This window comes from Ruegeria sp. (genome assembly GCF_965221235.1).
GTDB lineage: Bacteria > Pseudomonadota > Alphaproteobacteria > Rhodobacterales > Rhodobacteraceae > Ruegeria.
In genome coordinates, this window is record NZ_CBDCRS010000003.1 from 176493 (window position 1) to 199582 (window position 23090).

The 23090-nt window shown below is 57.7% G+C and carries 19 protein-coding genes; 5 read left to right on the forward strand and 14 right to left on the reverse strand.

Going from position 1 to position 23090, the window contains the following annotated elements:
• Nucleotides 1-2 precede the first annotated feature (2 nt).
• The 7 genes from ACOQOY_RS01285 to ACOQOY_RS01315 form a co-directional block, all read right to left on the reverse strand.
• Complete coding sequence (locus tag ACOQOY_RS01285; protein ID WP_420583682.1) at nucleotides 3-1451, reverse strand: biotin carboxylase; 1449 nt, start codon at nucleotides 1449-1451, stop codon at nucleotides 3-5.
• Between the two features lie 17 nt (nucleotides 1452-1468).
• A complete protein-coding gene (locus tag ACOQOY_RS01290) occupies nucleotides 1469-4201 on the reverse strand; it encodes an aminotransferase class I/II-fold pyridoxal phosphate-dependent enzyme (RefSeq protein ID WP_420583683.1) in 2733 nt (910 codons plus the stop codon).
• Between the two features lie 44 nt (nucleotides 4202-4245).
• The gene (locus tag ACOQOY_RS01295; RefSeq protein WP_420583684.1) at nucleotides 4246-5214 is read right to left on the reverse strand and encodes a carbon-nitrogen hydrolase family protein; all 969 of its coding nucleotides are present in this window, start codon (nucleotides 5212-5214) and stop codon (nucleotides 4246-4248) included.
• 132 nt (nucleotides 5215-5346) lie between these two features.
• Nucleotides 5347-5697 (reverse strand): hypothetical protein, encoded by a 351-nt coding sequence (locus ACOQOY_RS01300; protein ID WP_420583685.1) that lies wholly within the window; start codon nucleotides 5695-5697, stop codon nucleotides 5347-5349.
• Between the two features lie 64 nt (nucleotides 5698-5761).
• Nucleotides 5762-6262, reverse strand: a complete 501-nt coding sequence (locus ACOQOY_RS01305; RefSeq protein WP_420583686.1) for a VOC family protein — start codon at nucleotides 6260-6262, stop codon at nucleotides 5762-5764.
• A gap of 235 nt (nucleotides 6263-6497) precedes the next feature.
• Nucleotides 6498-7124, reverse strand: coding sequence for a hypothetical protein (locus tag ACOQOY_RS01310; protein WP_420583687.1), 627 nt, complete (start codon nucleotides 7122-7124; stop codon nucleotides 6498-6500).
• A 642-nt stretch (nucleotides 7125-7766) separates the two neighbouring features.
• Nucleotides 7767-8699, reverse strand: a complete 933-nt coding sequence (locus ACOQOY_RS01315) for a LysR family transcriptional regulator (protein WP_420583688.1) — start codon at nucleotides 8697-8699, stop codon at nucleotides 7767-7769.
• Between the two features lie 95 nt (nucleotides 8700-8794).
• Here ACOQOY_RS01315 and ACOQOY_RS01320 point away from each other — a divergent pair, with 95 nt between their 5' ends.
• Nucleotides 8795-10447, forward strand: a complete 1653-nt coding sequence (locus tag ACOQOY_RS01320) for an ABC transporter substrate-binding protein (protein ID WP_420583689.1) — start codon at nucleotides 8795-8797, stop codon at nucleotides 10445-10447.
• Nucleotides 10448-10601: 154 nt separating this feature from the next.
• The gene (locus ACOQOY_RS01325) at nucleotides 10602-12281 is read left to right on the forward strand and encodes a BCCT family transporter (protein WP_420583690.1); all 1680 of its coding nucleotides are present in this window, start codon (nucleotides 10602-10604) and stop codon (nucleotides 12279-12281) included.
• 285 nt (nucleotides 12282-12566) lie between these two features.
• Here ACOQOY_RS01325 and ACOQOY_RS01330 read toward each other — a convergent pair whose 3' ends face one another.
• From ACOQOY_RS01330 to ACOQOY_RS01350, 5 genes are read right to left on the reverse strand one after another with little or no spacing between them, the layout of a single operon-like run.
• Nucleotides 12567-13544: an HpcH/HpaI aldolase/citrate lyase family protein gene (locus ACOQOY_RS01330; protein ID WP_420583691.1), complete on the reverse strand. Its 978-nt coding sequence runs from the start codon at nucleotides 13542-13544 to the stop codon at nucleotides 12567-12569.
• Nucleotides 13545-13579: 35 nt separating this feature from the next.
• Nucleotides 13580-14551 (reverse strand): 2-hydroxyacid dehydrogenase, encoded by a 972-nt coding sequence (locus ACOQOY_RS01335; RefSeq protein ID WP_420583692.1) that lies wholly within the window; start codon nucleotides 14549-14551, stop codon nucleotides 13580-13582.
• Entirely contained in the window at nucleotides 14551-15438 is an 888-nt protein-coding gene (sucD, locus tag ACOQOY_RS01340) for a succinate--CoA ligase subunit alpha (protein WP_420583693.1), read from the reverse strand. The genes ACOQOY_RS01335 and sucD overlap by 1 nt, the downstream gene beginning before the upstream one ends.
• A complete protein-coding gene (locus tag ACOQOY_RS01345) occupies nucleotides 15438-16634 on the reverse strand; it encodes a malate--CoA ligase subunit beta (protein ID WP_420583694.1) in 1197 nt (398 codons plus the stop codon). Before ACOQOY_RS01345 ends, sucD begins: the two co-directional genes overlap by 1 nt.
• A 28-nt stretch (nucleotides 16635-16662) precedes the next feature.
• On the reverse strand, nucleotides 16663-17904 hold the full coding sequence (locus ACOQOY_RS01350) for an aminotransferase (protein WP_420583695.1): 1242 nt from the start codon (nucleotides 17902-17904) through the stop codon (nucleotides 16663-16665).
• 220 nt (nucleotides 17905-18124) lie between these two features.
• Here ACOQOY_RS01350 and ACOQOY_RS01355 point away from each other — a divergent pair, with 220 nt between their 5' ends.
• The 3 genes from ACOQOY_RS01355 to ACOQOY_RS01365 all read left to right on the forward strand — a co-directional run bounded on the left by ACOQOY_RS01355 (nucleotide 18125) and on the right by ACOQOY_RS01365 (nucleotide 20377).
• On the forward strand, nucleotides 18125-18754 hold the full coding sequence (locus tag ACOQOY_RS01355) for a LuxR C-terminal-related transcriptional regulator (RefSeq protein WP_420583696.1): 630 nt from the start codon (nucleotides 18125-18127) through the stop codon (nucleotides 18752-18754).
• Nucleotides 18755-18763: 9 nt separating this feature from the next.
• Nucleotides 18764-18979 carry a hypothetical protein gene (locus tag ACOQOY_RS01360; protein WP_420583697.1) on the forward strand — a complete coding sequence of 72 codons (216 nt, stop codon included), beginning with the start codon at nucleotides 18764-18766 and terminating at the stop codon, nucleotides 18977-18979.
• 210 nt (nucleotides 18980-19189) lie between these two features.
• On the forward strand, nucleotides 19190-20377 hold the full coding sequence (locus ACOQOY_RS01365; protein ID WP_420583698.1) for an IS701 family transposase: 1188 nt from the start codon (nucleotides 19190-19192) through the stop codon (nucleotides 20375-20377).
• Nucleotides 20378-20589: 212 nt separating this feature from the next.
• Here the strand turns inward: ACOQOY_RS01365 and ACOQOY_RS01370 are convergent.
• Both ACOQOY_RS01370 and ACOQOY_RS01375 read right to left on the reverse strand, forming a co-directional pair.
• Nucleotides 20590-21548 (reverse strand): IS630 family transposase gene (locus ACOQOY_RS01370; RefSeq protein WP_420583699.1). Its coding sequence is split into 2 segments (ribosomal slippage): nucleotides 20590-21204 and nucleotides 21207-21548, totalling 957 coding nucleotides; the frame shifts between segments, so codons are not numbered across the junction.
• A 41-nt stretch (nucleotides 21549-21589) separates the two neighbouring features.
• The gene (locus tag ACOQOY_RS01375; protein ID WP_420583700.1) at nucleotides 21590-23077 is read right to left on the reverse strand and encodes an RNA repair transcriptional activator RtcR family protein; all 1488 of its coding nucleotides are present in this window, start codon (nucleotides 23075-23077) and stop codon (nucleotides 21590-21592) included.
• Between the last annotated feature and the right edge of the window lie 13 nt (nucleotides 23078-23090).

The window sequence follows — 23090 nt, forward strand, 5'->3', positions numbered from 1 at the left end:
TTCTACATGATCTTGAATGCGGGGTCTTCCATCGGCTGAGCAGCGGGTAGCGGTTCTGCCGTATAGGCCGAGGTGATGCCGTGGATCCACTTCATCGACTTCTCGGTCAGCTTGAAGCCCTTGGTCATGGACCGCCCGCGCGTCACCAGAATGCCCAGATCGGCCCCTTCATAGCGATAATCGCCGACATTCGAGATACGCAGGAAGAACGCCTCGTTCTCGCCCACGGCGCGCCGGTGATAGTCGAACCGGTCGAACACCACACGGCCATCTTCGAGCATCTTGTAGATCCCCGATTGCGGCGCCTGCGTGATACGGTCGACGCTGTCATCGGTGTGTTTGATCACCATCTGCGACCAGCTATCGATCATGTCCGGGTCGGCCCAGCGGGCGTTGAGTTCTTCAACGTCCAGATTGAAAGGCTTCTTCGAGAATTCCAGCAGGTGGAACAGGAACAGCGGCGCATCGGCATGGGCAAAGGCCGCGTGGTTGGTCATGGAGCTTGCGCCGGTGATGCGCGGGTTCAGTTCGCCCAGCCACAGCTCGCCGGTTTTCTTGTCGATCAGAAAGTCGAGTTCAAAATACCCGCGATAACCGGATTTGCGTAGCTCCTCGCCAAATTGGAAGGTCAGTTGCCGCGCCTGTTCCCGTGCTTTGGGTGGAAAGGCGGTCGCGAAGATTTCATTGCCACACCAGCCGCCGCGATAGGGGGTGAGTTCTTTGAAGCCCACAAGCTCGGTCATCAGCGGGCCGACGATGGTGCCTTCCGAGGTCGCACAGGCCTCGATCGCTGCCCCGCGGCAGTCGATCCGTTTCATGATCTTGATTTCGCCTTCGCCGACGATCTCATGTTCGTGCTTTTTGAAATCGGCTTCGGACTTGATGAAGAACGTTGTGTGACCACTGTCGCCAAAGGCGGATTGCAGCACCAGATCATGGCCCAGTCCGGCCTTGTCGCAAATCTTGCGCAGGTGGTCATAGCTTTTGACCACGCTCAGCGTGTTGGGCACTGACGGCACGCCGGCCTTGTTGCCGATGCGGACGGTTTCGATCTTGTTGTCGCATTTGGTGCGCAGCTTGGCCTTGGGGAACCACAACTCACCACCCAGTTCCTTGACCAGTTTCTCGGTGGTTTCGTCGAACATCAGGAACACGAATTTCGGCTTTCCACCGCGCCGCTTGACCAGGTCGATGACCTCTTTGTGCTGAAGCAGATAGTTGTTGATATCTTCGATTGACTGGAACTCGTCATGCGGCATCTCAGATGGGACGAACACGTTTGGATGCCGTCCGTCAAAGCAATCCATGTAGCAGATATAGGTGAAGTTCATCACCCATTCATCCAGCCCCAACAGGTTGAAATTTGTTGCCGATACGAAATAGATCGGGTCCTTGTTGGTGTGGAAATACCGGCGGATTTCCGAGATGTTCTTCAGCACCTTCTTTGGCATGTGTTCCTCCCAGTCCTTTATGATTTCTTGACCGATTTCAAAGCGTCTTCGGTAAATATGCGCAGGCCCAGATCGGCTCGGAATCCGTGGATTTCCGAGACGTCCAGTTCCTGCATGAATTTCAGAATTTCGGGGCTGATCACCTGACCCGGCACCAGAATGGGGAAGCCGGGCGGGTAGGGGATCACAAATGTGGCTGAGACCAGCTCTTCGCCCGCTTCAAGGCGGTCGAGCATATCTTTGTCCGGCTCGACATAGTCGCAATTGTCCTCGTCATATGACAGGAAGAACGCGGTGCGGATATCACCCGCCTCGGTTCCGACCTCGCAGCGGAAGGCTTCGTGGAAGCGGCTGAAATCGGGTAGGGGAGGGACGTGCTCGTTCAGGTTCCGGACCCGTTTTTCAAAGGCCCGCTTCTCCATTTTCGAGGCGTCCTCCATCAGGTCGTCCAGTTCCTTGGCAATCTCGACCAGCACTTCGATCAGATAGGCGACAGAGCTGCGCGTGGTGCCGATATTGGTCATGAACAGCACGGTATTGCGCGAGGTCTTGTTGATCTGGATGCCGTATTTGTCCATCAGGATCTTGGTCTTGAACGTATCGCCGTCCCAGCCCGTCGCGCCCACATGCAAGGTGATGCGGGTGGCATCCAGAACAAATTCGTCCTTGGCCCAGCAATCCCAGACATCGGCCCAGCCCTGATCGGGGTCGAAGTAACTGGTCATGCCGCTTTCGCGATATTCTTCGGGGATCATGTCGCCCGCCGTGACCAGTTTGAAATACTTCTTCAGCAGCGGATGGGTCGTGATCGCGCGGCGAATGGCCATGGCGCTTTCGACCTGACGCTGGACGAATTCATACCCTTCAATCTCGACCTGCCTGCGCCCCACATCCAATGAGGCGATGATCTGATAATTGGGCGAGGTCGAGGTGTGGGTCATGTAAGCCTCGTGAAAGGCCTCCTCCACCGCACCTTTGAACTGCTGGTCATTGACGTGGATCATCGAGCCCTGCCGCAGCGCGGTCAGCGTCTTGTGGGTCGATTGCGTGGCATAGACCCGTACGCGCGCATCCGGCGGCGCGATCAGGCGGGTATTCAGCAGGGTTTCATCATCCGCGCCTTCCAGTTCGGCCTGCTGGGCGGCATAGGCTTCGGCATGTTTTGCCGTGCGGAACTGCTCGCGCAGCAGATTGGCCGAGCGCATAGCGGTGCGGACGCGCGTATTGGGGGCGAAACGGGCATAGCCGAACCAGGCCTCATCCCACAGGAACACAAGGTCTTTCTTGATCGCCAGACATTCCTGCATCACCCGCTGCACGTTATAGACGATGCCGTCGAAGGTGCAGTTCGTCAGCAGAACCATCCGGACCTTGTCCAGCTTGCCTTCGGCCTTCAGGGTCAGCAGCTTGTGCTTGATCTCGCGGATCGGCACCGCACCGTACATCGAATAGTCATGCAGCGGATAGCTGTCCATGTAGACCACGCTCGCGCCCGCCAACACCATGCCGTAGTGATGCGATTTGTGGCAGTCGCGGTCGATCAGCACGATATCCCCGGGTCGTACCAGTGCCTGAACCACGATCTTGTTGCAGGTCGAGGTGCCATTGGTGGCGAAAAAGGTCTGTTTGGATCCGAACGCGCGGGCGGCGGCCTCTTGCGCCTCTTTGATCGGGCCGCGCGGTTCCAGCAGGGAATCCAGCCCGCCCGAGGTGGCCGAGGTTTCCGCCATGAAGATGTTCGACCCGTAGAACGCCCCCATATCCTGAATCCAGTGGCTGCGGCTGATGGATTTGCCCCGACTGATCGGCATTGCGTGGAACACGCCGGTCGGTTGTTTGGAATACTCTTTGAGCGCTGTGAAGAACGGCGTTTTAAAGCGCCGCTGCACCCCGCGCAGGATATTCAGGTGCAGTTCCAGAAAATCTTCCTGATTGTAGAACACCCGCCGACACAGACCCAGATCAAGCCCCGCGATATCCTCGGCTGAACGGTCAGTGATCAGGTAGGCATCCAGCTCCGGGCGCAGCATTCCGATCCGGCGGCAGGTCTCGGGGCCGTATTCCGAAGGCGACAGAGCATCAAGATCAGCGCCCTCGCCATAGAGGCTGATATAGCGACCCAACACATTGGTTTCGTTCTTTGACTTCAGGCTTAGCCCCGGGCGAACGATGACCGCCTGCACATTCTGGTTGAACAATACCCCGATCAGCGCGTCTTCGACACTGGGGACGACGACAGTTTCATAAATGAACTGGTCCTCGCTGCGCCGCATCCTTTGCAAACTGGATTGCAGGAACCGTTCCTGATGCTCGTTGACATTGTCGACGATCATCACCTCGAAATAAGGCCGCCCAAGCGCGCGGGCTTCGTGGCTTTGTGTTGACTCGTCCTCGAACTCGTCGCCATCGGTTTCATCCGCAATCAGCTGGATCGTCCGACGGCGATAGGCCCCAGAGGTCAGCGCCCGCGACACCCGGCGCACGGCGGTGGAAAAGTCGGTGAAGTTACCATGTTCAAGCAACCGGCGCAGGTAATCGAAGGCCGAGCCGCCCGGAAAGGCGAAATACATCTCAATCGGTGCCAGCGCCTGAAGCAGCAGGCGGGCACGGTCGCGATCCTTGTCGCTGCCGCTCTGGTCAAGGGACTCTGCCGTTTCCCGCAGCGCGCTCCATCGGTCTGCCCTCAGTTGCGAGGCGCTGTAGTAATCCGAAATAGAGGGGAGCTTTTCGCTGTCGGAAATGCCGTGCATGAAATCAATGTCCTTTCTGCCGATACCGAAAAGCTGCCCCGATATCAGTCTGTGCCTGAGCGCCCTTTGTAGAGATAGAGGTTGTCGGGCTTGGTCGCGGCGTCTTCACTATATCCCAGCGCCGTTCTGGGGTCTGATGCGGCAACCCCGGCAGAGTCACCTTTTTGTGGAATGCGCAGCGGGCCAAGCGTGTGCAGATAGGCATCTGCGCCGCTGTTGCGGTCATAAACTGGGAAATCTGCTTCGCGGTCGCGGAAGCTTTTGAGAACCTGACCCAGACCTTTCAGCCCGATCTCGCGCTGGCGGCGGACCTGATCGAGGTCGATCTCGATGGGGAAAATGTCTTCCTGTCCCGCCGACTGGTGCAAAACGGTGGCCGATGGATCAACCACCAGCGAACGTCCAACGCCGCCCGCAGCCAGCCCGTTCACGTCGAACACATAGCACTGGAACTGCGCAGCGGTTGCCTTGGCAATCGACAGTTCAGCCTCGCGGTCGGTTGTGCCAGTCAGAACCGGGTGCAAAAGAACCTCGACCCCCTGGCTGGTCAGGTGGCGTGTGGTTTCAGGGAACCAGATGTCATAGCAGATCGACAGGCCAAAGCGGCCCACATCCGGCACATCAAAAATACAGAAATCCGTACCCGAGGCGATGTTCTGTTCGTAGGGTTTGAACGGGAACATCTTGGAGTATTTCGAGACGACCTCGCCATCGGGGTTGATCACCACCGCGGTGTTGAAAATCCGTCCGTCTTCGCGCTTTTCAAACATCGAGCCCGGGATCAGCCAAATGCCATAACGGCGCGCCGCATCCTGAAAACGCGACAGGTCGTCGTTGGGAAAGGGCTGCGCAAACCGGTCGAGCGGACCATAGGGCGCCAACTCGCTGAACAGGGCCATCTGGGTCCAGGGAAACCGGGCCATCATCACGTCGATCCGGTGCAGCATCGCATCGACATTCGAATGCAGTGCGCCGACATGCATTTGAATTCCGGTTATCGCAAAGGGGGTCATCTTTTATAATCTTCTCTTTTTTGTGCCACTTGCGATCGTCAGGTCCGACTGGCGTTCTTCATCCGAGCATGAAACCGCAGGTGAGCGCAAGCCGACTATCCGCAGGCAGTTGATATTTTTGGGCCAGGCTGCTTACCCGACCTCTTCCTCGGCTATGTCCTCGCCGGGTGTTTCTACAAAGTCGATGTCATTGCGGACCCAGAAAAACCTGAACCCGCAACTGCGCAGCCACTTCTCCAAGCGGTCCAGACTGGACCATTCGCGCCGCAGCCCACGTGTGGATTCGACCAGCGCCCACTGGCCGTCGACCAGAAAGTAGACGGTCCAGGTGTTGGGATGTGCCGACTGGTTGGCAAAGCCGCCGCTGACCACCTCACGGGCCGTGCGCACCGCAACCGGGTAGTCGCCAATGCGGTTCGCGGCGGCCAGAACAGCCAGATCGTTCTGACGGATCGTGTAGGTGGGAAGAGGGGTGTCGATCATGAAATACCTTACTTGTTACCCAAGAGGTACTTCATGGTCCGCACAGTCTTCAAGGGGCGCCGGTTCACGCGGCGCCTGCCTCTTCGATTGTTTCCGTGCCTTGAATCTGAGATGCGCGCAGCAACTCTTGGCGGCGTTCGCTGATTTCGTCGGATTTCAGGTTTTCGACACGTGTGGCAACCGTCCAGATGTGGCCAAAGGGGTCGGCAACCGTCGCACAGCGTTCGCCCCAATATGTGTCGGTCGGCTCTGAGATCAGGCTGCCGCCATGGTCCAGTGCGTTTGCCAGCACCGCGTCCATATCCTCGACATACATGTGGTGGCCAACGGGAATAACCGCCCCCGGAGCCGTTGGTGCATGCACGCCCCAGCCGGCAGTTACAAACAGCATCGAGTTGCCGATCTTGACGGTCGCAAAACCGGGCTCTTCCTCGGCGTCGTGGGACTGAACCTTTGCATCAAAGGCGTTTTCATAAAATTTCAGCGCGGCCGGGACGTCTGCAACCGCAAGCGACGCGGTGCAAGTGCGGTATCCGCGGGGTAAAACAGCAGGCTTCTTTTTCATATCCGAAATCTCCGAATAGGGCGGGGGTCACCCGGTGAGATAAGCGAGGCAATCCCCGCACTATGCACCATACTGTGGATGAACTTCCCCAGCTTTGCAACACTATGGTTCATAGTGCTGAAATTTCGGGCTTGCGGTGGGTCACTTCGTTGCCGGAACCGCGGCCGCAACACAAACAGCGGCGCAAGGATAAGCAGACCTTCAAAACCGAACTTTGCGGTCTAATGCTTCTTCGCTAGACGACAACATTGACGGTTGCTTCAAGCCCAGTCGCACCCTGAACAAATTCCATAGAGACAGCGTTGGCCTCAGCCCGGGACATGCGTTTGAACAATGCATCGCGGGCGTTGTTCGGATGGCCTTTGATGTAGAACTGTGTCGTCAACAACTCTCGGCTGCCATCATGCACCTTCACGTGGATATGGGGTGTGCGACCGGGGTAGATTGTCGGCTTAATTGTGCGGAAAACGTAGTTGCCGCCATTATCCGTAACGTCATGGCCAAAACCCTGGAAAGCCTGGTCAAAATTGACGCTACGGCGGTCACGCGGGTGCATATAGTTGCCGTCAACATCGCATTGCCAAATTTCAATGCGATGCTTGGCAAGTGGTTGTCCGTCAGTGCCGGTAAGAACCCCACGCAATGTGAAGATTTCGCCTCCGGCTTCTTCAACTCGATCCTGGATCTTGACCAGATCGTTGTCAGTATCCGGAGTCCGCATGGCTGGTGTTGGATAATACGGTCCTTCTGGAGCGTCCGGTGTCAGCACAGCCGCGGTGGCTTTTGCACCCAACGAACTGGCGCCCATAAATCCTGCCATGCCGCCCAGAAGATTGCGGCGAGACTTTTCAATTGGTTTCAAATCCTGTCCCTCCCAGCGTCTATAATGAGCGAACCAAGCGATGCCGCCTGGCAGCCCAAGCCGAACATACACACGCGAATTTTGCAATTCCCGAGAAGCTGACAAAGCAACCATAACCTCGCGGCCTGCCCAAAGTCTCCCTTGAAAAATAACGTCATGGGGGCATCCCTGAGGCTTCCATCGCTGCATGCCAACGATCAAGAACGCCCTGAGTTGTCCACAAACCAGTGTTTACTTCGCGCTCTCGCGTTGCGGTCCAGCCCGGGTTGTAGGCGACATAGACTTCCATTGCTTTTGCCGTCTTTTCCAAATTCCCAAGGCAATGATGAATGGCGGCAAGCATAGTGTTGGCAGCTATCGGCAAAGAAGGTGCCGACCGAAAGGTCTCGAGTGCCTGATCGCAATCCCCAGACTGCCATTGAATTCAGGCTTTTTCCGAATGGATGTCATGGCGGTAAAAGGGATCAACGAGTTCTGCCCTGCCATTTGTCGCCGGGCGTCCATAAGGTTTAATGATCTTGCTTTGCAGGGGCGCCGCCCGCTTTGGTTGTTTGATTGTCGCTTCATAGCGTTGCCATACTCGAGTCGTTCTTCGAAGTGACTTCAGAAAATGCCTGACCGGCCGAACAGTCCGACGACGCGCTATTTTGGAGATGTTGAGAGAACTTGTTCCGCAATCCAGTCAAAAACAAGCCGGGGACCCCGGCCCGAGTTGTTCGGGCTAAGTGACATTACATAGCCTGCGTCGCTAGCGACCAAATCGTCCGTAACGGTCACCAGAGAACCCTTGCTGAGCAGATCATCAATCAATCCAATCCACCCCAAAGCGACGCCTTCGCCAGACAAGGCGGCTTGGGTCACCATGTCATAGTTATTGAAACTAATGTAATTTCGCTTTCGTTCACCTGTTACGCCTAAACTATCAAACCATCCTTGCCAGGTTTGCCAAGCGGCGGTTGCTGGCTTTGACAGACTCAGAAGTTGAACATCCAATAAGTCCGCGGGTGATTGGATTGGCCTAATCTCTTCTAATAGCTGCGGGCTGCAAACGGCTGCGACGACCTCTTCCAACAGCAGTATTTCATCGGTTTGAATTTGGCTTTTTGGTGCGACGTGGATTTGAATGTCGCAATCATTGTCCTCTAATCCAGGCGGCACTGTTGAGGCCAATATCTGGATTTCGATTTCATTGCCGATTTGCTCTCGCAGATACCCCAGACGCGGTAGCAACCAAAACGTTGAGAACGCAAAATCCGCGGAAATCCGGACCCTGGGTTTCGATTTGCGCTCAAGCAAAGCGCTTACCGCATAGTTCATCTGCGTCATTGCGGGTCTGACCACATTCAAAAGCCTCAGCCCTTCGTATGTGAGAGAAACACCACGGTGTTCTCTTTTAAAGAGGACTACGCCCAGATCCACTTCCAGCCCTTTTATCCGCTGCGAGATCGAGGACTGGGTCAGCCCAAGAGCGTCTCCGGCGCTTGTAAAATTACCGTGTTTCGCAACCATTTCGAACGCATATAGCGCCACAAGGTTTCGACTTAAGTTGGTATTAGCTCTGTTAATGTCATCCATAATCACTCAACTACTGCAAAAGAGGGAAAATATATACGAGAAATTGTGGCAAAGGGCGCGAAAGCAGCTCTGCAAAGACAACACGGGAGCTTATGATGATCGAACAAAACCGCCGCCAGACCATTCACCCGGCAATCGAAATGCATGCCGGTGAAGTGGCCGAGGGAAAACTTAGCCGTCGTGAGTTTCTGACGCGCGCGACTGCACTTGGGTTATCTGCATCTGCTGCTTATTCGATGATCGGCATGCCCCAACCAGCGCAGGCCGCGACGGATATCAAACCCGGCGGAACAATTCGTATTCAGCAGGTGGTTCGGGCGCAGCTTGATCCGCCGCTTTACAACTGGCCGCAACTTGGAAACGTGGTTCGTGGCTATCTGGAGTATCTGGTTCAATACAACGCGGACGGCACGTTCGAACCCCGGCTGCTTGAAAGTTGGGAGGTGAACGATGACGCGACTGAATACCTGTTGCGTATACGCCCCGGAGTGAACTGGAATGACGGGCGCGGAACGCTTACGGCCGCCGATGTTGCGTATAACTTTGGTCGATGGTGTGACGGCAGCTGGGAAGGCAACTCGATGGCTGCGCGTATGGGCTCCTTGCAAAACGACGCCGGAGATGGCCCTGCCGAAGGGGCGCTGGAAGTGGTCGACGATCTGACGTTGAAGCTGAAGCTGACGCGACCCGACATCACCATCATTCCTGCGGTCACGGAATACCCGGCAGCGATTGTGCCCGATGGCTGGTCTGGCGATCCGGCGAATGACCCGGTCGGAACGGGGCCATACAAACTGGTTGAGTACGTCGTCGGCGAGAAGGTCGTTTTAGAGAAGAACACGGATCACGAATGGTGGGGCGAGGGCGCCTATCTGGATCGGATCGAGTTTATCGACTACGGCACCGATGGCGCAGCGCATTTGGCGGCGGCAGAAGCTGAAGAAATCGACATGACCTATGAAACAGTGGGGGAGTTTGTCGACATCTACGAAAGCATCGGTTGGAACCAGAGCGAGTCCGTTTCGGCCAACACTATGGTTTTGCGGACGAACCGTGATGCCGAAGTTGACGGGGTGAAGCCTTACGAAGACGCACGTGTTCGCCGGGCTTTGGCGATGGCCTGCGACAATGCGGTTTTGTTGGAATTGGGATATGCCAATCGTGGGACATTGGGCGAAAATCACCACGTTTGCCCCATCCATCCGGAATATGCCGACATTGGCGCTCCGGAAAAGGATGTCGAGGGCGCACGCGCATTGCTCGAAGAAGTCGGCATGCTCGACTACGAACACGAGATTTTCTCAATTGACGATGACTGGCGTCGAAACACGACTGACGCTCTCGCGGCTCAACTTCGCGATGCCGGGTTGAACGTCAAGCGCACGGTTCTGCCGGGCAACACGTTCTGGAACGATTGGAACAAATACCCGTTCAGCTCGACAGACTGGGGGCATCGCCCGCTCGGCGTACAGGTGCTGACGCTGGCGTATAAATCGGGCGTGGCCTGGAACGAAACCGGTCTGGCCAGCGCCGAGTTTGATGCGATGCTGGAAGAGGCCTCAGCAATCGCTGACGCAGAAACGCGCCGCGGACACATGGAAAAGATCGAGCAGTTCATGCGGGATGACGGAACGATCATTCAACCGTATTGGCGCTCTCTGTACCGCCATTCCCGTCCCGGCGTCATTGGTGCGGAAAGCCACCCGATCAACGAAATTCACGTGCATAAGCTGGCTTTGGAAAGCTGAGAATTCCGGCAAATCTAAACTCCCCGGACCCAATGAGATTGGCGAGGCAGATTATCTGCGTCGTTGGTCTCATTGGTGTCTTGGGGTTCCGGGCCGGCGGGCCCGAACAGGCATATTGATCCGCTTGAAAAACGAAAACAGGGAGAAGTTGATTATGGCGATAAAGCCACCTCTATCGGAACTTCCGATCAAGACCGCTGACAACGGTTTTTATCGGGGGTTCAGCGTCAACGTGACGGTGATCAGTAAGATCATCATCAGTTTGCTGGTTGTTTGGTGCATCGTTTGGCCAACCCAGGCCGGCAGGATTCTGGGCGATTGGAACGCGGCCATTCTGGCTCAGTTTGCCGCTTGGTACATCTGGGTTGTCACCGGGTTTGTTATTGTCTGTATCGGTTTGGCCATCTGGCCAGCGGCCGGACGCCTGAACTTGGGTGTCGAAGGCGAAAAGCCAGAGTTTTCGAACTTCTCATGGTTTTCGATGATGTTTGGCGCAGGTATCGGTGTTGGGATGCTGACATGGGCCGTTGCGGAACCCGTCGCGCATTTCAAGAACAACCCATCGGTTATTCAGGGAGTAACGACAGCTCTTGATGCGGACAATGTGCGCACAGCCTATGTCTGGTCCTACCTGCATTGGGGGCTGGGAGCCTGGGCGTGCTATGCGATTGCCGGTCTGGCGCTGGCGTTCTTTAGCTATCGCCGCGGGCTTCCGCTAACCATCCGCTCATCCCTGACGCCGCTCTTTGGCAAGGCGCTGTCTGGCAACCTAGGGCATTTGATTGATATCGTCGCCGTTGTTGCGACGATCCTTGGTGTGGCGCAGACCCTTGGTTTTGGTGTTGAGCAATTCGTGGCAGGTCTGACGCGAATCGGCATTGGTGGATTGGCGAACACTGACGGTTCAGCCACGACGCTGGGCATCATTGTCGCCTTGCTGGTTATCATGGGGGCCTCGACCCTGTCGGCATTGTCCGGTGTGGGTAAGGGCATCAAATGGCTTTCGAATATCAACATGGCGTTGTCGATCTTCCTGCTGGGCTTCTTCATCCTGTTCGGGGCGACGTTCTTTGGCGCCAAGGCATTCTTTGTTGGCATCTGGGACTATTTGGTCGCTCTGCCGTGGCTCAGCTTCAATGTTTACGCATCAGATGGTGTCGAAGGGTCCGAGTCCTTCCTTCTGGCGCAATGGCAGGGCTGGTGGCCCGTGTTCTACTGGGCATGGTGGATCGCGTTTGCACCCTTTGTCGGATTGTTCCTGGCGCGTATCTCGCGCGGTCGTTCCATCCGCGAATTTGTTCTGGGCGCGATGATCGTACCCTCGCTGATGTGCTTTGTCTGGTTCGCATGGGCAGGAGGCACCGCTATTGACCTAGAGCTTAACGGAGACGCGAACGGTGCGATCCTTGATGCGGCAAATGGTGACAAGATCTTTGCCATGACCACCTACATGCTCGCGCCCATTGCGGAATTCCTGGCCTGGGCTATGGCGGTTGTGATCGTGATATTGCTGATGACCTTCCTTGTCACTTCGGCGGACTCAGCGGTGCTAATCGTGAATACAATCAACGCAGCTGGTGACGAAGGACCCAAGGCTCGTCCGCATATCATGTTCTGGGGCGCAGCGCTGGCATTGGTGGTCGGAGGTCTGCTGATCTCCGGCGGAACCGGGGCCATTCAGACCGCGATGGTGATCGGAGCATTGCCGTTCTCTATCGTCATGGCGCTGATGTGCATCGCGTTGATCAAGGCGATCTGGAACGACGGGCGTCGCGAAGCCGCCGGTGTCGCATCAACTGTTGATCCGGCAACATCAACGGCGCCAGCGGAATAGTAATCGCGCAAACAACTGTGATCCCGGGGCAGAACTGGGGTCACAGATAAGCCGAAGACTTATGCAGAGTTTTCCGAAATCGCGTGATAGGGGGCTGGATAGTGAGTGCTCGAACACAGTAGCAAATAAACCCTGATCCGCTATGATATTCGTGTAAGCAAGATTATGTTAAAAGACGTGAGCTCGGCAGGCCAACCCGTATCGTTGGCGACCCCTCTAATAGACTTACAATCACGGTCGCAGGACGCTTTGGCCCCACGACCGCAAGTTTTGGGTTTTCAATGATCACGCAGCGGCGATCTGGCCCGCTTTTTCAACCAACACTTCGGCCTGACGGATCGAGGCATAGTCGATCAGGCGACCATCCAGCGAAACGGCCCCTTTGCCTGCTGACTCAGCCTCGGCCATGGCAACGAGAATGCTCTGCGCTTTGGTGACTTCGGCGTCTGACGGGGACATCACTTCATTGGCCAGTGCGATCTGGCTGGGGTGAATGGCCCATTTGCCTTCGCAGCCCAGAACCGCTGCGCGTTTGGCGGCGGCGCGATAGCCGTCCGGGTCCTGAAAATCGCCGAAAGGTCCGTCAATGGGCCGCAACCCATTGGCCCGGGCTGCGACCACCATACGAGCCAGTGCATAGTGCCACATGTCGCCCCAATGGGTCAGGCGCGCGCCTTCGGTATCCGCGTCGGTCAGAACCGAATAATCCGGGTTCACACCGCCAATGATTGTTGTGCGTGCGCGGGTTGAGGCGGCATAGTCGGCCACTCCGAAATGCAGGCTTTCGTTGCGCTTCGAGGCGGCAGCGATCTCGCTGACATTCTGCATGCCAAGCGCTGTTTCAATGATGTGTTCAAAGCCAATACGCTTTTTGTAGCCCTTGGCGTCTTCGATCTGTGTGACCAGCATGTCGACCGCATAGACATCGGCGGCAGTTCCGACTTTGGGGATCATGATCAGGTCAAGACGCTCACCCGCTTGTTCGACCACGTCCACCACGTCGCGATACATATAGTGCGTGTCCAGACCGTTGATCCGAACGGACATGGTCTTATTGCCCCAGTCGATGTCGTTCAGCGCCTCGATGATGTTTTTACGAGCCTGTTCCTTTTCGTCCGGGGCAACGGCGTCTTCGAGATCGAGAAAGATCACATCTACCGCGGATTTGGCGGCTTTTTCAAACATGCTGGGCTGACTGCCGGGAACGGCCAGTTCACTGCGGTTCAGCCGGGCTGGTGCTTGTTCTATGGCGTGGAAACTCATGTGTTTGGTCCTTTGTCTTGCAGGTTCGGTCGGCTTCAGATCACACGATCTCGCGGTTCGCGGCCGTCAAAAAAATCGCTCAGATTGTCGAGTACGCGAAAGCCCATTGCCTCGCGCGCCTCGCGTGTGGCGCTGCCCAGATGTGGCAGCATCACGAGGTTGTCGCATTGAAGGAGGTCCGGGTTGATGCGCGGTTCGCCGTCGAACACATCCAGCGCCGCGCCCCCGATCATGTCGAAGCTCAGCGACTGGATCAGCGCCCGTTCGTCGATCACCTCGCCACGGGCGGTGTTGATCAGGAAGGCATCGGGTTTCATCAGGTCCAGCCTGCGTGCGTTGATCATGTGCCGGTTCGCGGCGCCACCGGGGCAATGGAGCGAAACGAAATCACACCGCGGAAGCAGCGCTTCAAGTGACTCAACCTGAACCGCATTGCACTGCGCCAGCACGTCCGGGGCCACAGGGCTGCGATTATAGACCAGCACATCCATCCCAAAGCCGTGATGCGCACGGCGGGCCATTTCCTGCCCGATCCGGCCGTATCCAACAATGCCCAGCGTCTTACCGCTGACCTTGGTGCCAATCAGATGTGTGGGTCGCCAGCCGGTCCAGTTGCCCGCGCGCAGCTCGCGTTCGCCCTCGCCTGCCCTGCGTGCCACCATCAGCAGCAGGGTCATCGCGATGTCGGCGGTGCATTCGGACAGCACATCGGGGGTGTTGGTGACGGTCATGCCCAGCCCGCGCGCCGATGGCTCGCAGATATGACTGTAGCCGACCCCATAATTGGCGAGGATCTTTGTTTGCGCACCGGGTACATCCAGCGCCTCGGCGCTGAGCGTGTCGGTGACGGTCGGCAAAACCGCGTCATAGGATTTCAGCGCCTGCCGAATTTCGCCCGGGGACATGGGCTTGTCCCCGGTATTCAGCACGGCGTTGTAGTTCTCTGCCAGCTGCGCCTCGACGGCGGCGGGCCAGCGGCGGGTGACAAGAACCGAAGGTTTGACCATCACGCTGCCTCCATCACACGGGCAATTGTCTCGCCAATCACGGCAGGGTTTTCAGCCACGGTCACACCGGCAGCCGACAGGATTTCGACCTTTTCGCTGGCGCTTTCGCCAAAGGCCGAGATGATCGCGCCTGCGTGGCCCATGGTCCGGCCTTTGGGCGCTGTCAGGCCTGCAACATAGGCGACCACGGGTTTGGTAATGTGATTGCGGATATACTCTGCGGCCTCGGCTTCCTGAGGGCCGCCAATCTCGCCAATCATGGCGATGATGTGGGTGTCCTCATCCTCTTCAAACCGTTGCAGAATGTCCCTGAACGACGAGCCATTGATCGGATCCCCACCGATGCCAACGCTGGTCGACACGCCAATCCCACGCTCTTTCAGTTGCGCGGCGGCTTCATATCCCAGCGTACCCGAGCGACCGATGATCCCAACGTTGCCCGGCAGGTAGATATGCCCCGGCATGATCCCCAACAGTGCTTTACCGGGCGAGATCGTGCCCGCGCAGTTCGGTCCGGTCAGAACCATGCGTTTGTCTTTGGGATAGCGGTACATGTACCGTTTCACCCGGATCATGTCCTGCGCCGGGATACCGTCGGTAATGCAGACGCAGTAGCGGATACCGGCATCCGCGGCCTCCATGATCGAGTCGGCGGCAAAGGGCGGCGGCACGAAGACAAGGCTGGCATCTGCACCCGTCGCCTCAACAGCTTGTTTGACGGTATCGAAGACCGGCACGCCTTCGACGGTTTCGCCGCCCTTGCCGGGTACCACGCCGCCCACGACATTGGTGCCGTAGCTCAACATGTCCTTCGTGTGGAACCGGGCCATACGGCCGGTGATGCCCTGCACGATAACGCGCGTATCACGATCGAGAAGAATGCTCATTACACAGCCCTCATCTTGGTGCCTTGGGTCAGGTCGTTTTTCCATGCGCCAACGGCGCGTTCAGCGGCTTCCATCAGGGTGGTGGCGCGGATGATCGGCAGGCCTGACTTGGCGAGGATTTTCTGGCCCTCTTCCACATTCGTTCCGGCCAGACGCACCACGACGGGCAGGTCCAGATCCAGTTCCTTCAACGCCTGAACCACGCCTTCGGCCACCCAGTCACAGCGGTTGATGCCGGCAAAGATGTTCACCAGAATGGCTTGCACATTGTCATCCGACAGAACCAGTCGGAACGCTTTGGCGACACGCTCGGGCGAGGCCCCACCCCCGATATCGAGGAAGTTCGCGGGTTCGCCCCCAGCCAGTTTGATCGTGTCCATAGTGGCCATGGCCAGACCGGCGCCGTTCACGATACAGCCGATATTGCCGTCCAGCCCCACATAAGACAGGCCACGATCAGCGGCCCGGCTTTCGCGCGGGTCTTCCTGACTTTTGTCGCGCAGTTCTGCGATTTGTGGATGTCGGAACAGGGCGTTGTCGTCAAAGCTCATCTTGGCGTCCAGCGCCAAAACCCGGTCGTCGCCGGTGATCACCAGCGGGTTGATCTCGACCATGGTGGCGTCCAGATCGCTGAAAGCGGCATAGCAGCCTTGCAACGTGCGGACCATTTGCTGCACCAGCTTGGGTTCCATGCCCAGATTGAACGCGATTTCGCGGGCCTGGAACTCTTGCAAGCCGACGGCAGGTTCAACGATCGACCGAACGATACTGTCGGGACGCTCGGCCGAGATATCCTCGATCTCCATTCCGCCTTCGGACGAGGCAACGATCATCACCCGCTGGCTCGAGCGGTCGAGCACGAAGCCCAGATAAATCTCGCGGTCAATCGGCACAGCGGACTCGACATAGACCCGGTAGATGCCCTTGCCTTCGGGGCCGGTCTGATGCGTGACCAACTTGCGACCGAACAGCTCGTCGCAGGCCTTGTAGATTTCGTTTTCTGTGTTGCACAGTTTGACGCCGCCCGCTTTACCGCGCCCACCTGCGTGGACCTGCGCCTTGACGATCCACTTGTCACCGCCCAGCTCGCGCGCCCGATAGGCGGCTTGCTCGGGGCTGTAGGCCAGCGCGCCAGACGGCACTTCTACGCCAAAGTTCGAAAGAAGCTCTTTGGCCTGATACTCATGAATATCCATCTGCATTCCTCCCGTTCATGCAGTGCGGTTATGCGGCGATCGAGGTGCCATAGCGGCTTTCCAATAACGCCTCGATTGCGTCGGCATCGACCTGCCCGCCCAGTTCGCGGATGGCGTCGGCGAACAGGCGCACGATCCGGCTCACGGCCTCGCGGTTTAGTTGATTGAGGATGCCAATGCGAACCTGAACCGGCGCACTGAGCGTAGGCCAGATACCAAAGCCACGAGCGCGGCAGTTCTGCACCAGCTCCATCTCGCGCCCCGCCAGTTCGGGCGGCAGGTTGAGAACGATCAGACTGGGCATGTCCGAGGTCACGTGACAGCCCATCTCGATCACGGCGTCGCGCAGGACCTTTTCGTGGGTCCGATAGGCTGCTGCCCGCTTGGCGAGCCCCTCCTGAAGGGTCAGCCGCAGGGCCTCGTGAAACGCTGCGACGGCGTAACCGGAATGCGTCCGGTGATAGGTGCCTTTCTCTGCATCCTGCCCGTCAACAATGCCCCAGTGGCGGGCCTCGAAAAACGGATTGTGGACGTAGCTATAAGCGCCGGATGCCTTGAGGCTGTCGATATACGCGTCAGAGAAGCTGACCGGTGCATAGGTTAGCGGCAAGCAGCACAACCCCTTTTGCGGACAAGACGCCCATCCCGCAATGCCCGGGAAATCGTCAATCGAAAAGTCATCCGCACCCAGCGACGACACCGCATCGATCAGCCCCATGACGCCATGACGTTCACAGGCATCCGAGAATCCGCGCAGGTCGTTTATGCGGCCCGATCCGGTTTCCCAATGCGCCATGAAGGCCCATTTCGGTTTGTGTTCAGCCAGCGCGGCCTCGACCAGATCACCCGTTACCGGCTGGCCGTGCGGAACCTCAATCACCGTGACGCTCGCGGCCTGAGGGTCCAGTGAGTTGGCTGCGTGTTCTTCGGGTGTCGCTGCCTTGATCCGCAAGGTCAGCGCGTCGATCCCAGAAAAGGTGCCATTGGCAAAAGCCACCACCTTATCACCCGGCATCACCGCCGAGAACATGGTGTCCAGTGCGCTCCAACCCGTTCCGGCAACCGCAAACGTATAGGTGTTTTGTGTGCCCCAGATCTTTCGCAGCATGTGCTTGCATTCGATCATGCCGCGCAGGACATCACCTTGCATATGATCCGCGACGCCTGCTTGGGCAAAAGCGCGCAGAACACGTGCATCGGTATTGCCCGGCCCCGGACCCGCTGCGAGGGTCTCGGGGATTTCGAGCGGAGGGAAAATCTGAAAAGTCATCGTCTGACATCCTCGGCTGTTGGCTGGGCGCACCGGCCCTTTCTGTTTCGTTACGAGACAGAAAACCCACAGTTGCTTTGCCGCACAACGTAACTTACTACTGCTTTAGGATGGCTATTTAGGTGGGCTATAACCTACCCATTCTGGTAAATATACCAGCGTATACCAAAAAACTCCCCACCCATAAGGGTAGGTTTTGGGGAAATGAGGGAGAAATCAGATGGTTGGCACTGTCACCACGCCGATAGAAGTCATGCTGGCGGACAGCAATCCTCTGGTCCTGTCGGCCATGTCTGAAATCTTTGAGCGCGACCCGCGATTCTCATTGGTTGCCACCTCGGCCACGGCCGAGGGGTTTCTGGGAACGGTGATGCGGGTTCCGGTTCAGGTCGGTGTGCTGGACTGGAACCTTCCGGTGCTGGGCGCCGCCAAACTGATTGAGGTGCTGCGCGAACAGGCCAACGCACCGCGCTTTGTGGTTTATGGCGAGGCAGCCGGTGATGTCCCGCGTTTGGCGATGCAAGCCGGGGCTGCCGGGTTCGCTGCCCGGTCCGGCGAGGTCGAGGGGCTTCTGAAAGCCTGTGTCGACGTAGCCAATGGCAAAATGGTTTTTCCCTTCATCGACGTTCGGAAAATGCAGCAGGACCCGATCCAGAGCCTGTCCCGCAAGGAACGCGCAATCCTCGAAGCATTGGCGCGCGGCATGTCAAATCGCGAGCTATCACGGGAACTTCAGATCTCGACCAACACGGTCAAGTTTCATTTGTCCAATATTTATGAGAAACTGTCGGTGAAGAACAGAACTCAGGCCATCGCCTATTTCTATTCGTCCCAGCAATCGGGGGGGTAAGAGGTCCGCATGCAGACGCCGGAACGTTTCGAAAAGTTCTATTTCGCCAAGGTCGGCATGGGCGAGGCCTGCGGCTGCGCCGAGCGGATCATTGACGTCTTTGAATTCAACCGCAAGGGCGGCGTCCCGTCGAAACAGGCGCTGAAGCAGGACAGGCGCAAGCGCCGTTCATTCCGGGCATGGGCCGTCAAGTACGGTCTGCTCAGCCGCAAGCGCGGCGGTTGAGGGCAGCTTAGCCGCCTTGCTCGGACACCGCATCCCAATCCAGTCCGAATTTCTGTAAATATTTCCGCAGCCGGTCTGCGTCATTCTGAGTTTTGCGCTTTTGCCGCGAAACGGCGAATAATGTGCGTCCCGCCGCACTAATACTACAGTTGCGCATTGACTTGATCTCTGATTCATTACTGGTGATCTGGTAATTGGGAGGTTTTGGAGATGGCGGTTTCGGTCTGGAGGGAAACGCTTGTTGACTGGCGCAAGTCTCTGGAAGAATTGAAGTCTTTTGTTGCCCCGGCCTTCCGGCGTATTGAACAGCGCCGGACAGCGGGTGCCTTCATAGACGGCTTGCTGTCGGGGGCTGAACGCAAGACGGGCTGGATGCTTTCGGAAGAAGCCGGTTTTGACAAGCCGTATCGGATACAGTCGCTGCTGGGGCGCTCTTCCTGGTCCGCCGATGCGCTGTGTGACCTTGTTCGCAAATATGCCGTTGACATTCTTGGCGATCCTGAAGGTGTTCTTGTTGTGGACGAGACCGGTTTTTTGAAGAAGGGCGAGCATTCGGTTGGGGTTGCCCGACAGTATTCGGGTACAGCGGGGCGGGTAGAGAACTGTCAGATCGGGGTATTTGCCGCTTATGCGAGCCGCTGGGGTCATGCGCTGATCGATCGGCAACTCTATCTGCCGAAGGCGTGGGCGGAGGATCCGGATCGCCGTGCCAAAGCTCATGTCCCGCAGGAGGTGGGATTTGCCACCAAGCCGCAGATGGCTCGCGCGATGGTTTCCCGTCTCCTTGATGAAGGTGTCCCCTGCGCCTTTGTGCTGGCCGATGCTGTTTACGGGTCCGACAGCGGGTTCCGGCGCATGCTGGAGCAGCGCGGGCAGTCCTATGTATTGGCGGTGAAGTCCACGCATACACTGCGTCTTGTCGAAGACGATCACCTCATCCAGACCGATCCCGCCACCCTGACCGGAGAACTGGGCCCCGAAGCCTGGCGACCTCTTGCCGCCGGAGAGGGCGCGAAAGGACCGCGCCTTTACGAGTGGGCGCGTCTGCCCATCGGTAAACAGACCAAAGACGGGTTTATCAAATGGGTTCTGGCGCGCAGGAGCCGTCATGATCGCGCTTCCATAGCCTATTACTTCGCTTATGCGCCCGCCAATACCACCTTGGCGGAACTGGCCGCTGCGGCCGGGCTGCGCTGGACTATTGAAGAGTGTTTTCTCAGGGCAAAGGATGATCTGGGCCTGGACCATTGCGAGGCCCGGTCCTGGCATGGCTGGCACCGGCATATGAGCCTTGTGATGGCCACCGCCGCATTTCTGGCAAAGCTCAGCGCGGACCAGCGCCGCAATGCATTCGGGAAAGTGAACAAAACGAGTCCGGCAACGGGCCGCAGCGCATAGGCTTTCTGCGAACCGAGATATATACTACGCCAAGCTTTCTTTCGACCGTTGAAATCCTCAGATTGATCGCGCGCCTCATTCTCCCAACGCCCCCTTCTGACGCCTTCATTCTCGGATGGTCCCTCTGGCGAAGAACACATCAGGCCGCTGCTGCCAGAGCCCATCGAAAGTCCCGCCTCAATGCGCAACTGTAGTACTAAAGCCTTTCGAGATTAGTTTGCAACATATCCTGCGGCCTTGAAGTAGTTCCAGCACTCTGTTGGATCGTAGAGATCGCAGATTGATCCGATAGCCTCGAAGACTTCGGTGAAGGTTCTCGCCCCGATCCGTCTCAAATGGGCTTTCAGTTTTGAGAAAGCTAGTTCGATGGGGTTCAGGTCGGGCGAGTATGGTGGCAGGTAGAGAAACCAACATCCATGGTCACGCAGGGCCTGTGCTGCCTCTTTGTTCCGGTGCGTGGCTAGGTTGTCGAGGATGACGACAGTGCCGGGCGCTATTTCCTTGACGAGGACTTCTCGGATGTAGGCGGCGAATGCCGGGCCATCCATTGCGCCCTTGATGACCCACGGCGCGATCAACGCGTCCTGAGTCAGCCCCGCGATCAGCGTCTGTGTACCCCAACTGCCAAACGGCGCGTCCATGGTCAGCCGTTCTCCTTGAGGTGCCCAGCCACGGAGCCGGGTGAGGTTCGTCTTTACCGCCGTTTCGTCGATGAACACCACGCGGTCCGGCATTCGGGCGATGGCTGGCGAACGATAAGCAGACCAATCGTCGCGCTGTCGTCTTACCTTGGCGCGACGGCGTTCGGTGGCCACCAGCGACTTTTTTTGTGAGTGAAGCCAAGGCGCTTCAACAATCCGGCAATGGCCGAATGATGAACAGTGATCCCCACAGCATCGGCAAGCGCATCGCGCAACTCGAAAAGGGTAATGTCGGGGTCTTGAGCTAACAACTCGCGGAAGAACCCGACATGGGGTGCCAACTTTCCGCTGCCCGGTGGACGCCCCATCGGGGCAATTTGGGCCGCGCCAGACGCGTGTATCTGGCGTCTCCAACGCGCACCGGTCGCGGCGGACACCTGAAGACGGCGCGACGCCTCCCTCCCTGACAGCCCTTCTTCGATCAAGCGCGCAAAACGATCTCGTAGTTCCTTTGGCAACGGTGCTGGCATATTCCTGATCCTCCCAAAAAGGGTGAATCACAAATCAAACCTCAGGGGAACCCTGCCGATTCAAACTTTGCTCGAAAAGCTTTAAGGCTGGGACTGTTGCGGCAGGTCTCAATGACTCGGGCCAGTTGCACAAGATCAAAGGGGTCAACTTCGGACGCGGCCTCTCCCATCACCTGCTGAACAACTGTGAATTCGGAATCCGATTTGGCCGCGTTCCAGCCCGATTGCAGGTCTGCAATTTCGTCCTCGACCATGGCCCGGGTGATCCGGCCGCGTGGTGCGAGCGTACACAGGCGTTTGACCGAGCCGCTGAAATCCCGAAAGTTTCCCGGCCATTGGGTGGCGGGATTTCCGGCAAATTTCAGATAGACCTCATGCGCATCTGCGTTGAACCCGACCTGAGTGCCCAGGGCACGCTCGGACCGGGCGAGTTCAAAGATCAGATTGGCCTCGATATCCTCACGCCGTTCACGCAGGGCGGGCAGCCGGAACCGCCAGGTATTCAGCCGCGCCAAAAGATCCGGGCGGAACTGCCCGGCGGCCGCCAGCGCGTGCAGATCGCGGTTGGCCCCGGCGATGACCTGAAACCGACTGGTGATCTCATGGTCAGACCCCAGCGGATAGAACCGCCCGGTTTCAATGGTGTGCAACAGGATCGACTGCTCATTCCAGCCGAGCTGATCAATCTCGTCCAGAAACAGCAGCCCGCCGTCGGCCTCGCGCAGCAATCCGCTGCGTTCGCTGCCCGCCTGCCCCAGATAGCTACGCCGTTGCCCGAACAGAGTCGCCATCGCATCCGGGCCGTTCAGCGTGGCACAGTTCAGATGTACCAAACGGCCCTTCACCCGCCGCCGGTCCAGCTTGAGGTTGTAGATCCGCTCGGCCAGCTCGGTTTTGCCGGTGCCGGTTTCGCCCAGCAATAGGATCGGCTCGTCCGAGTTGCTGGCGATCAGCTCAATGCGGTCGATCAGGGCGTTATAATGGGCATTGCGCGTCTCGATCCCGCCTTTCAGCTGGTCGCTATATTCGCGGGACAGCTGATCGAACCGCTGTTGCAGCGCGTTATAGCGGCTGAGGTCCAGGTCGATGACATCGAGTTTCGGGGTCTTCTCATTCGGACCGGGTGGGCCAGTCTGGATCAGGCGCGCGGGGATATGGCGGCTTTCGGTCAGCAGGAACCAACAGATCTGGGCCACATGGGTGCCGGTGGTCAGGTGGACATGATACTGCTCGCGATCCTCGTCAAACCCATAATCCCGCGCGAAATCGAACAGTTTGCCGTAAACCTCCTGAAAGTCCCACGGGTCGTCCAGATCCATGCGGTGCAACAGCACTTCGGTCGCTGGCGACAGCTCCTCGATCTCGCGTTTGACCTGGTGGGCGAGGCGATTGAACTTGTGATCGTGCAGCAGTTCCAGCCGGTCGACTTCGAAGTGGTCATGAATGGTCAGGCTCGGTGTCGGCTTCCAGCGCCGTTTCTTGCCCATATCCAGCTGGGTGCCAAGAAAACCGATGATCACGTTCTTCATGTGTATATGCTCG

Bases quoted from the DNA above. Each gene is read 5' to 3' on its own strand.
- ACOQOY_RS01350 (WP_420583695.1), bottom strand. From the start codon at position 17,904: ATGACTTTTCAGATTTTCCCTCCGCTCGAAATCCCCGAGACCCTCGCA.
- ACOQOY_RS01335 (WP_420583692.1), bottom strand. From the start codon at position 14,551: ATGGTCAAACCTTCGGTTCTTGTCACCCGCCGCTGGCCCGCCGCCGTC.
- ACOQOY_RS01360 (WP_420583697.1), top strand. From the start codon at position 18,764: ATGCAGACGCCGGAACGTTTCGAAAAGTTCTATTTCGCCAAGGTCGGC.
- ACOQOY_RS01290 (WP_420583683.1), bottom strand. From the start codon at position 4,201: ATGCACGGCATTTCCGACAGCGAAAAGCTCCCCTCTATTTCGGATTAC.
- ACOQOY_RS01305 (WP_420583686.1), bottom strand. From the start codon at position 6,262: ATGAAAAAGAAGCCTGCTGTTTTACCCCGCGGATACCGCACTTGCACC.
- ACOQOY_RS01330 (WP_420583691.1), bottom strand. From the start codon at position 13,544: ATGAGTTTCCACGCCATAGAACAAGCACCAGCCCGGCTGAACCGCAGT.
- ACOQOY_RS01375 (WP_420583700.1), bottom strand. From the start codon at position 23,077: ATGAAGAACGTGATCATCGGTTTTCTTGGCACCCAGCTGGATATGGGC.
- ACOQOY_RS01325 (WP_420583690.1), top strand. From the start codon at position 10,602: ATGGCGATAAAGCCACCTCTATCGGAACTTCCGATCAAGACCGCTGAC.
- sucD (WP_420583693.1), bottom strand. From the start codon at position 15,438: ATGAGCATTCTTCTCGATCGTGATACGCGCGTTATCGTGCAGGGCATC.
- ACOQOY_RS01345 (WP_420583694.1), bottom strand. From the start codon at position 16,634: ATGGATATTCATGAGTATCAGGCCAAAGAGCTTCTTTCGAACTTTGGC.
- ACOQOY_RS01315 (WP_420583688.1), bottom strand. From the start codon at position 8,699: ATGGATGACATTAACAGAGCTAATACCAACTTAAGTCGAAACCTTGTG.
- ACOQOY_RS01355 (WP_420583696.1), top strand. From the start codon at position 18,125: ATGGTTGGCACTGTCACCACGCCGATAGAAGTCATGCTGGCGGACAGC.
- ACOQOY_RS01320 (WP_420583689.1), top strand. From the start codon at position 8,795: ATGATCGAACAAAACCGCCGCCAGACCATTCACCCGGCAATCGAAATG.
- ACOQOY_RS01365 (WP_420583698.1), top strand. From the start codon at position 19,190: ATGGCGGTTTCGGTCTGGAGGGAAACGCTTGTTGACTGGCGCAAGTCT.
- ACOQOY_RS01300 (WP_420583685.1), bottom strand. From the start codon at position 5,697: ATGATCGACACCCCTCTTCCCACCTACACGATCCGTCAGAACGATCTG.
- ACOQOY_RS01295 (WP_420583684.1), bottom strand. From the start codon at position 5,214: ATGACCCCCTTTGCGATAACCGGAATTCAAATGCATGTCGGCGCACTG.
- ACOQOY_RS01285 (WP_420583682.1), bottom strand. From the start codon at position 1,451: ATGCCAAAGAAGGTGCTGAAGAACATCTCGGAAATCCGCCGGTATTTC.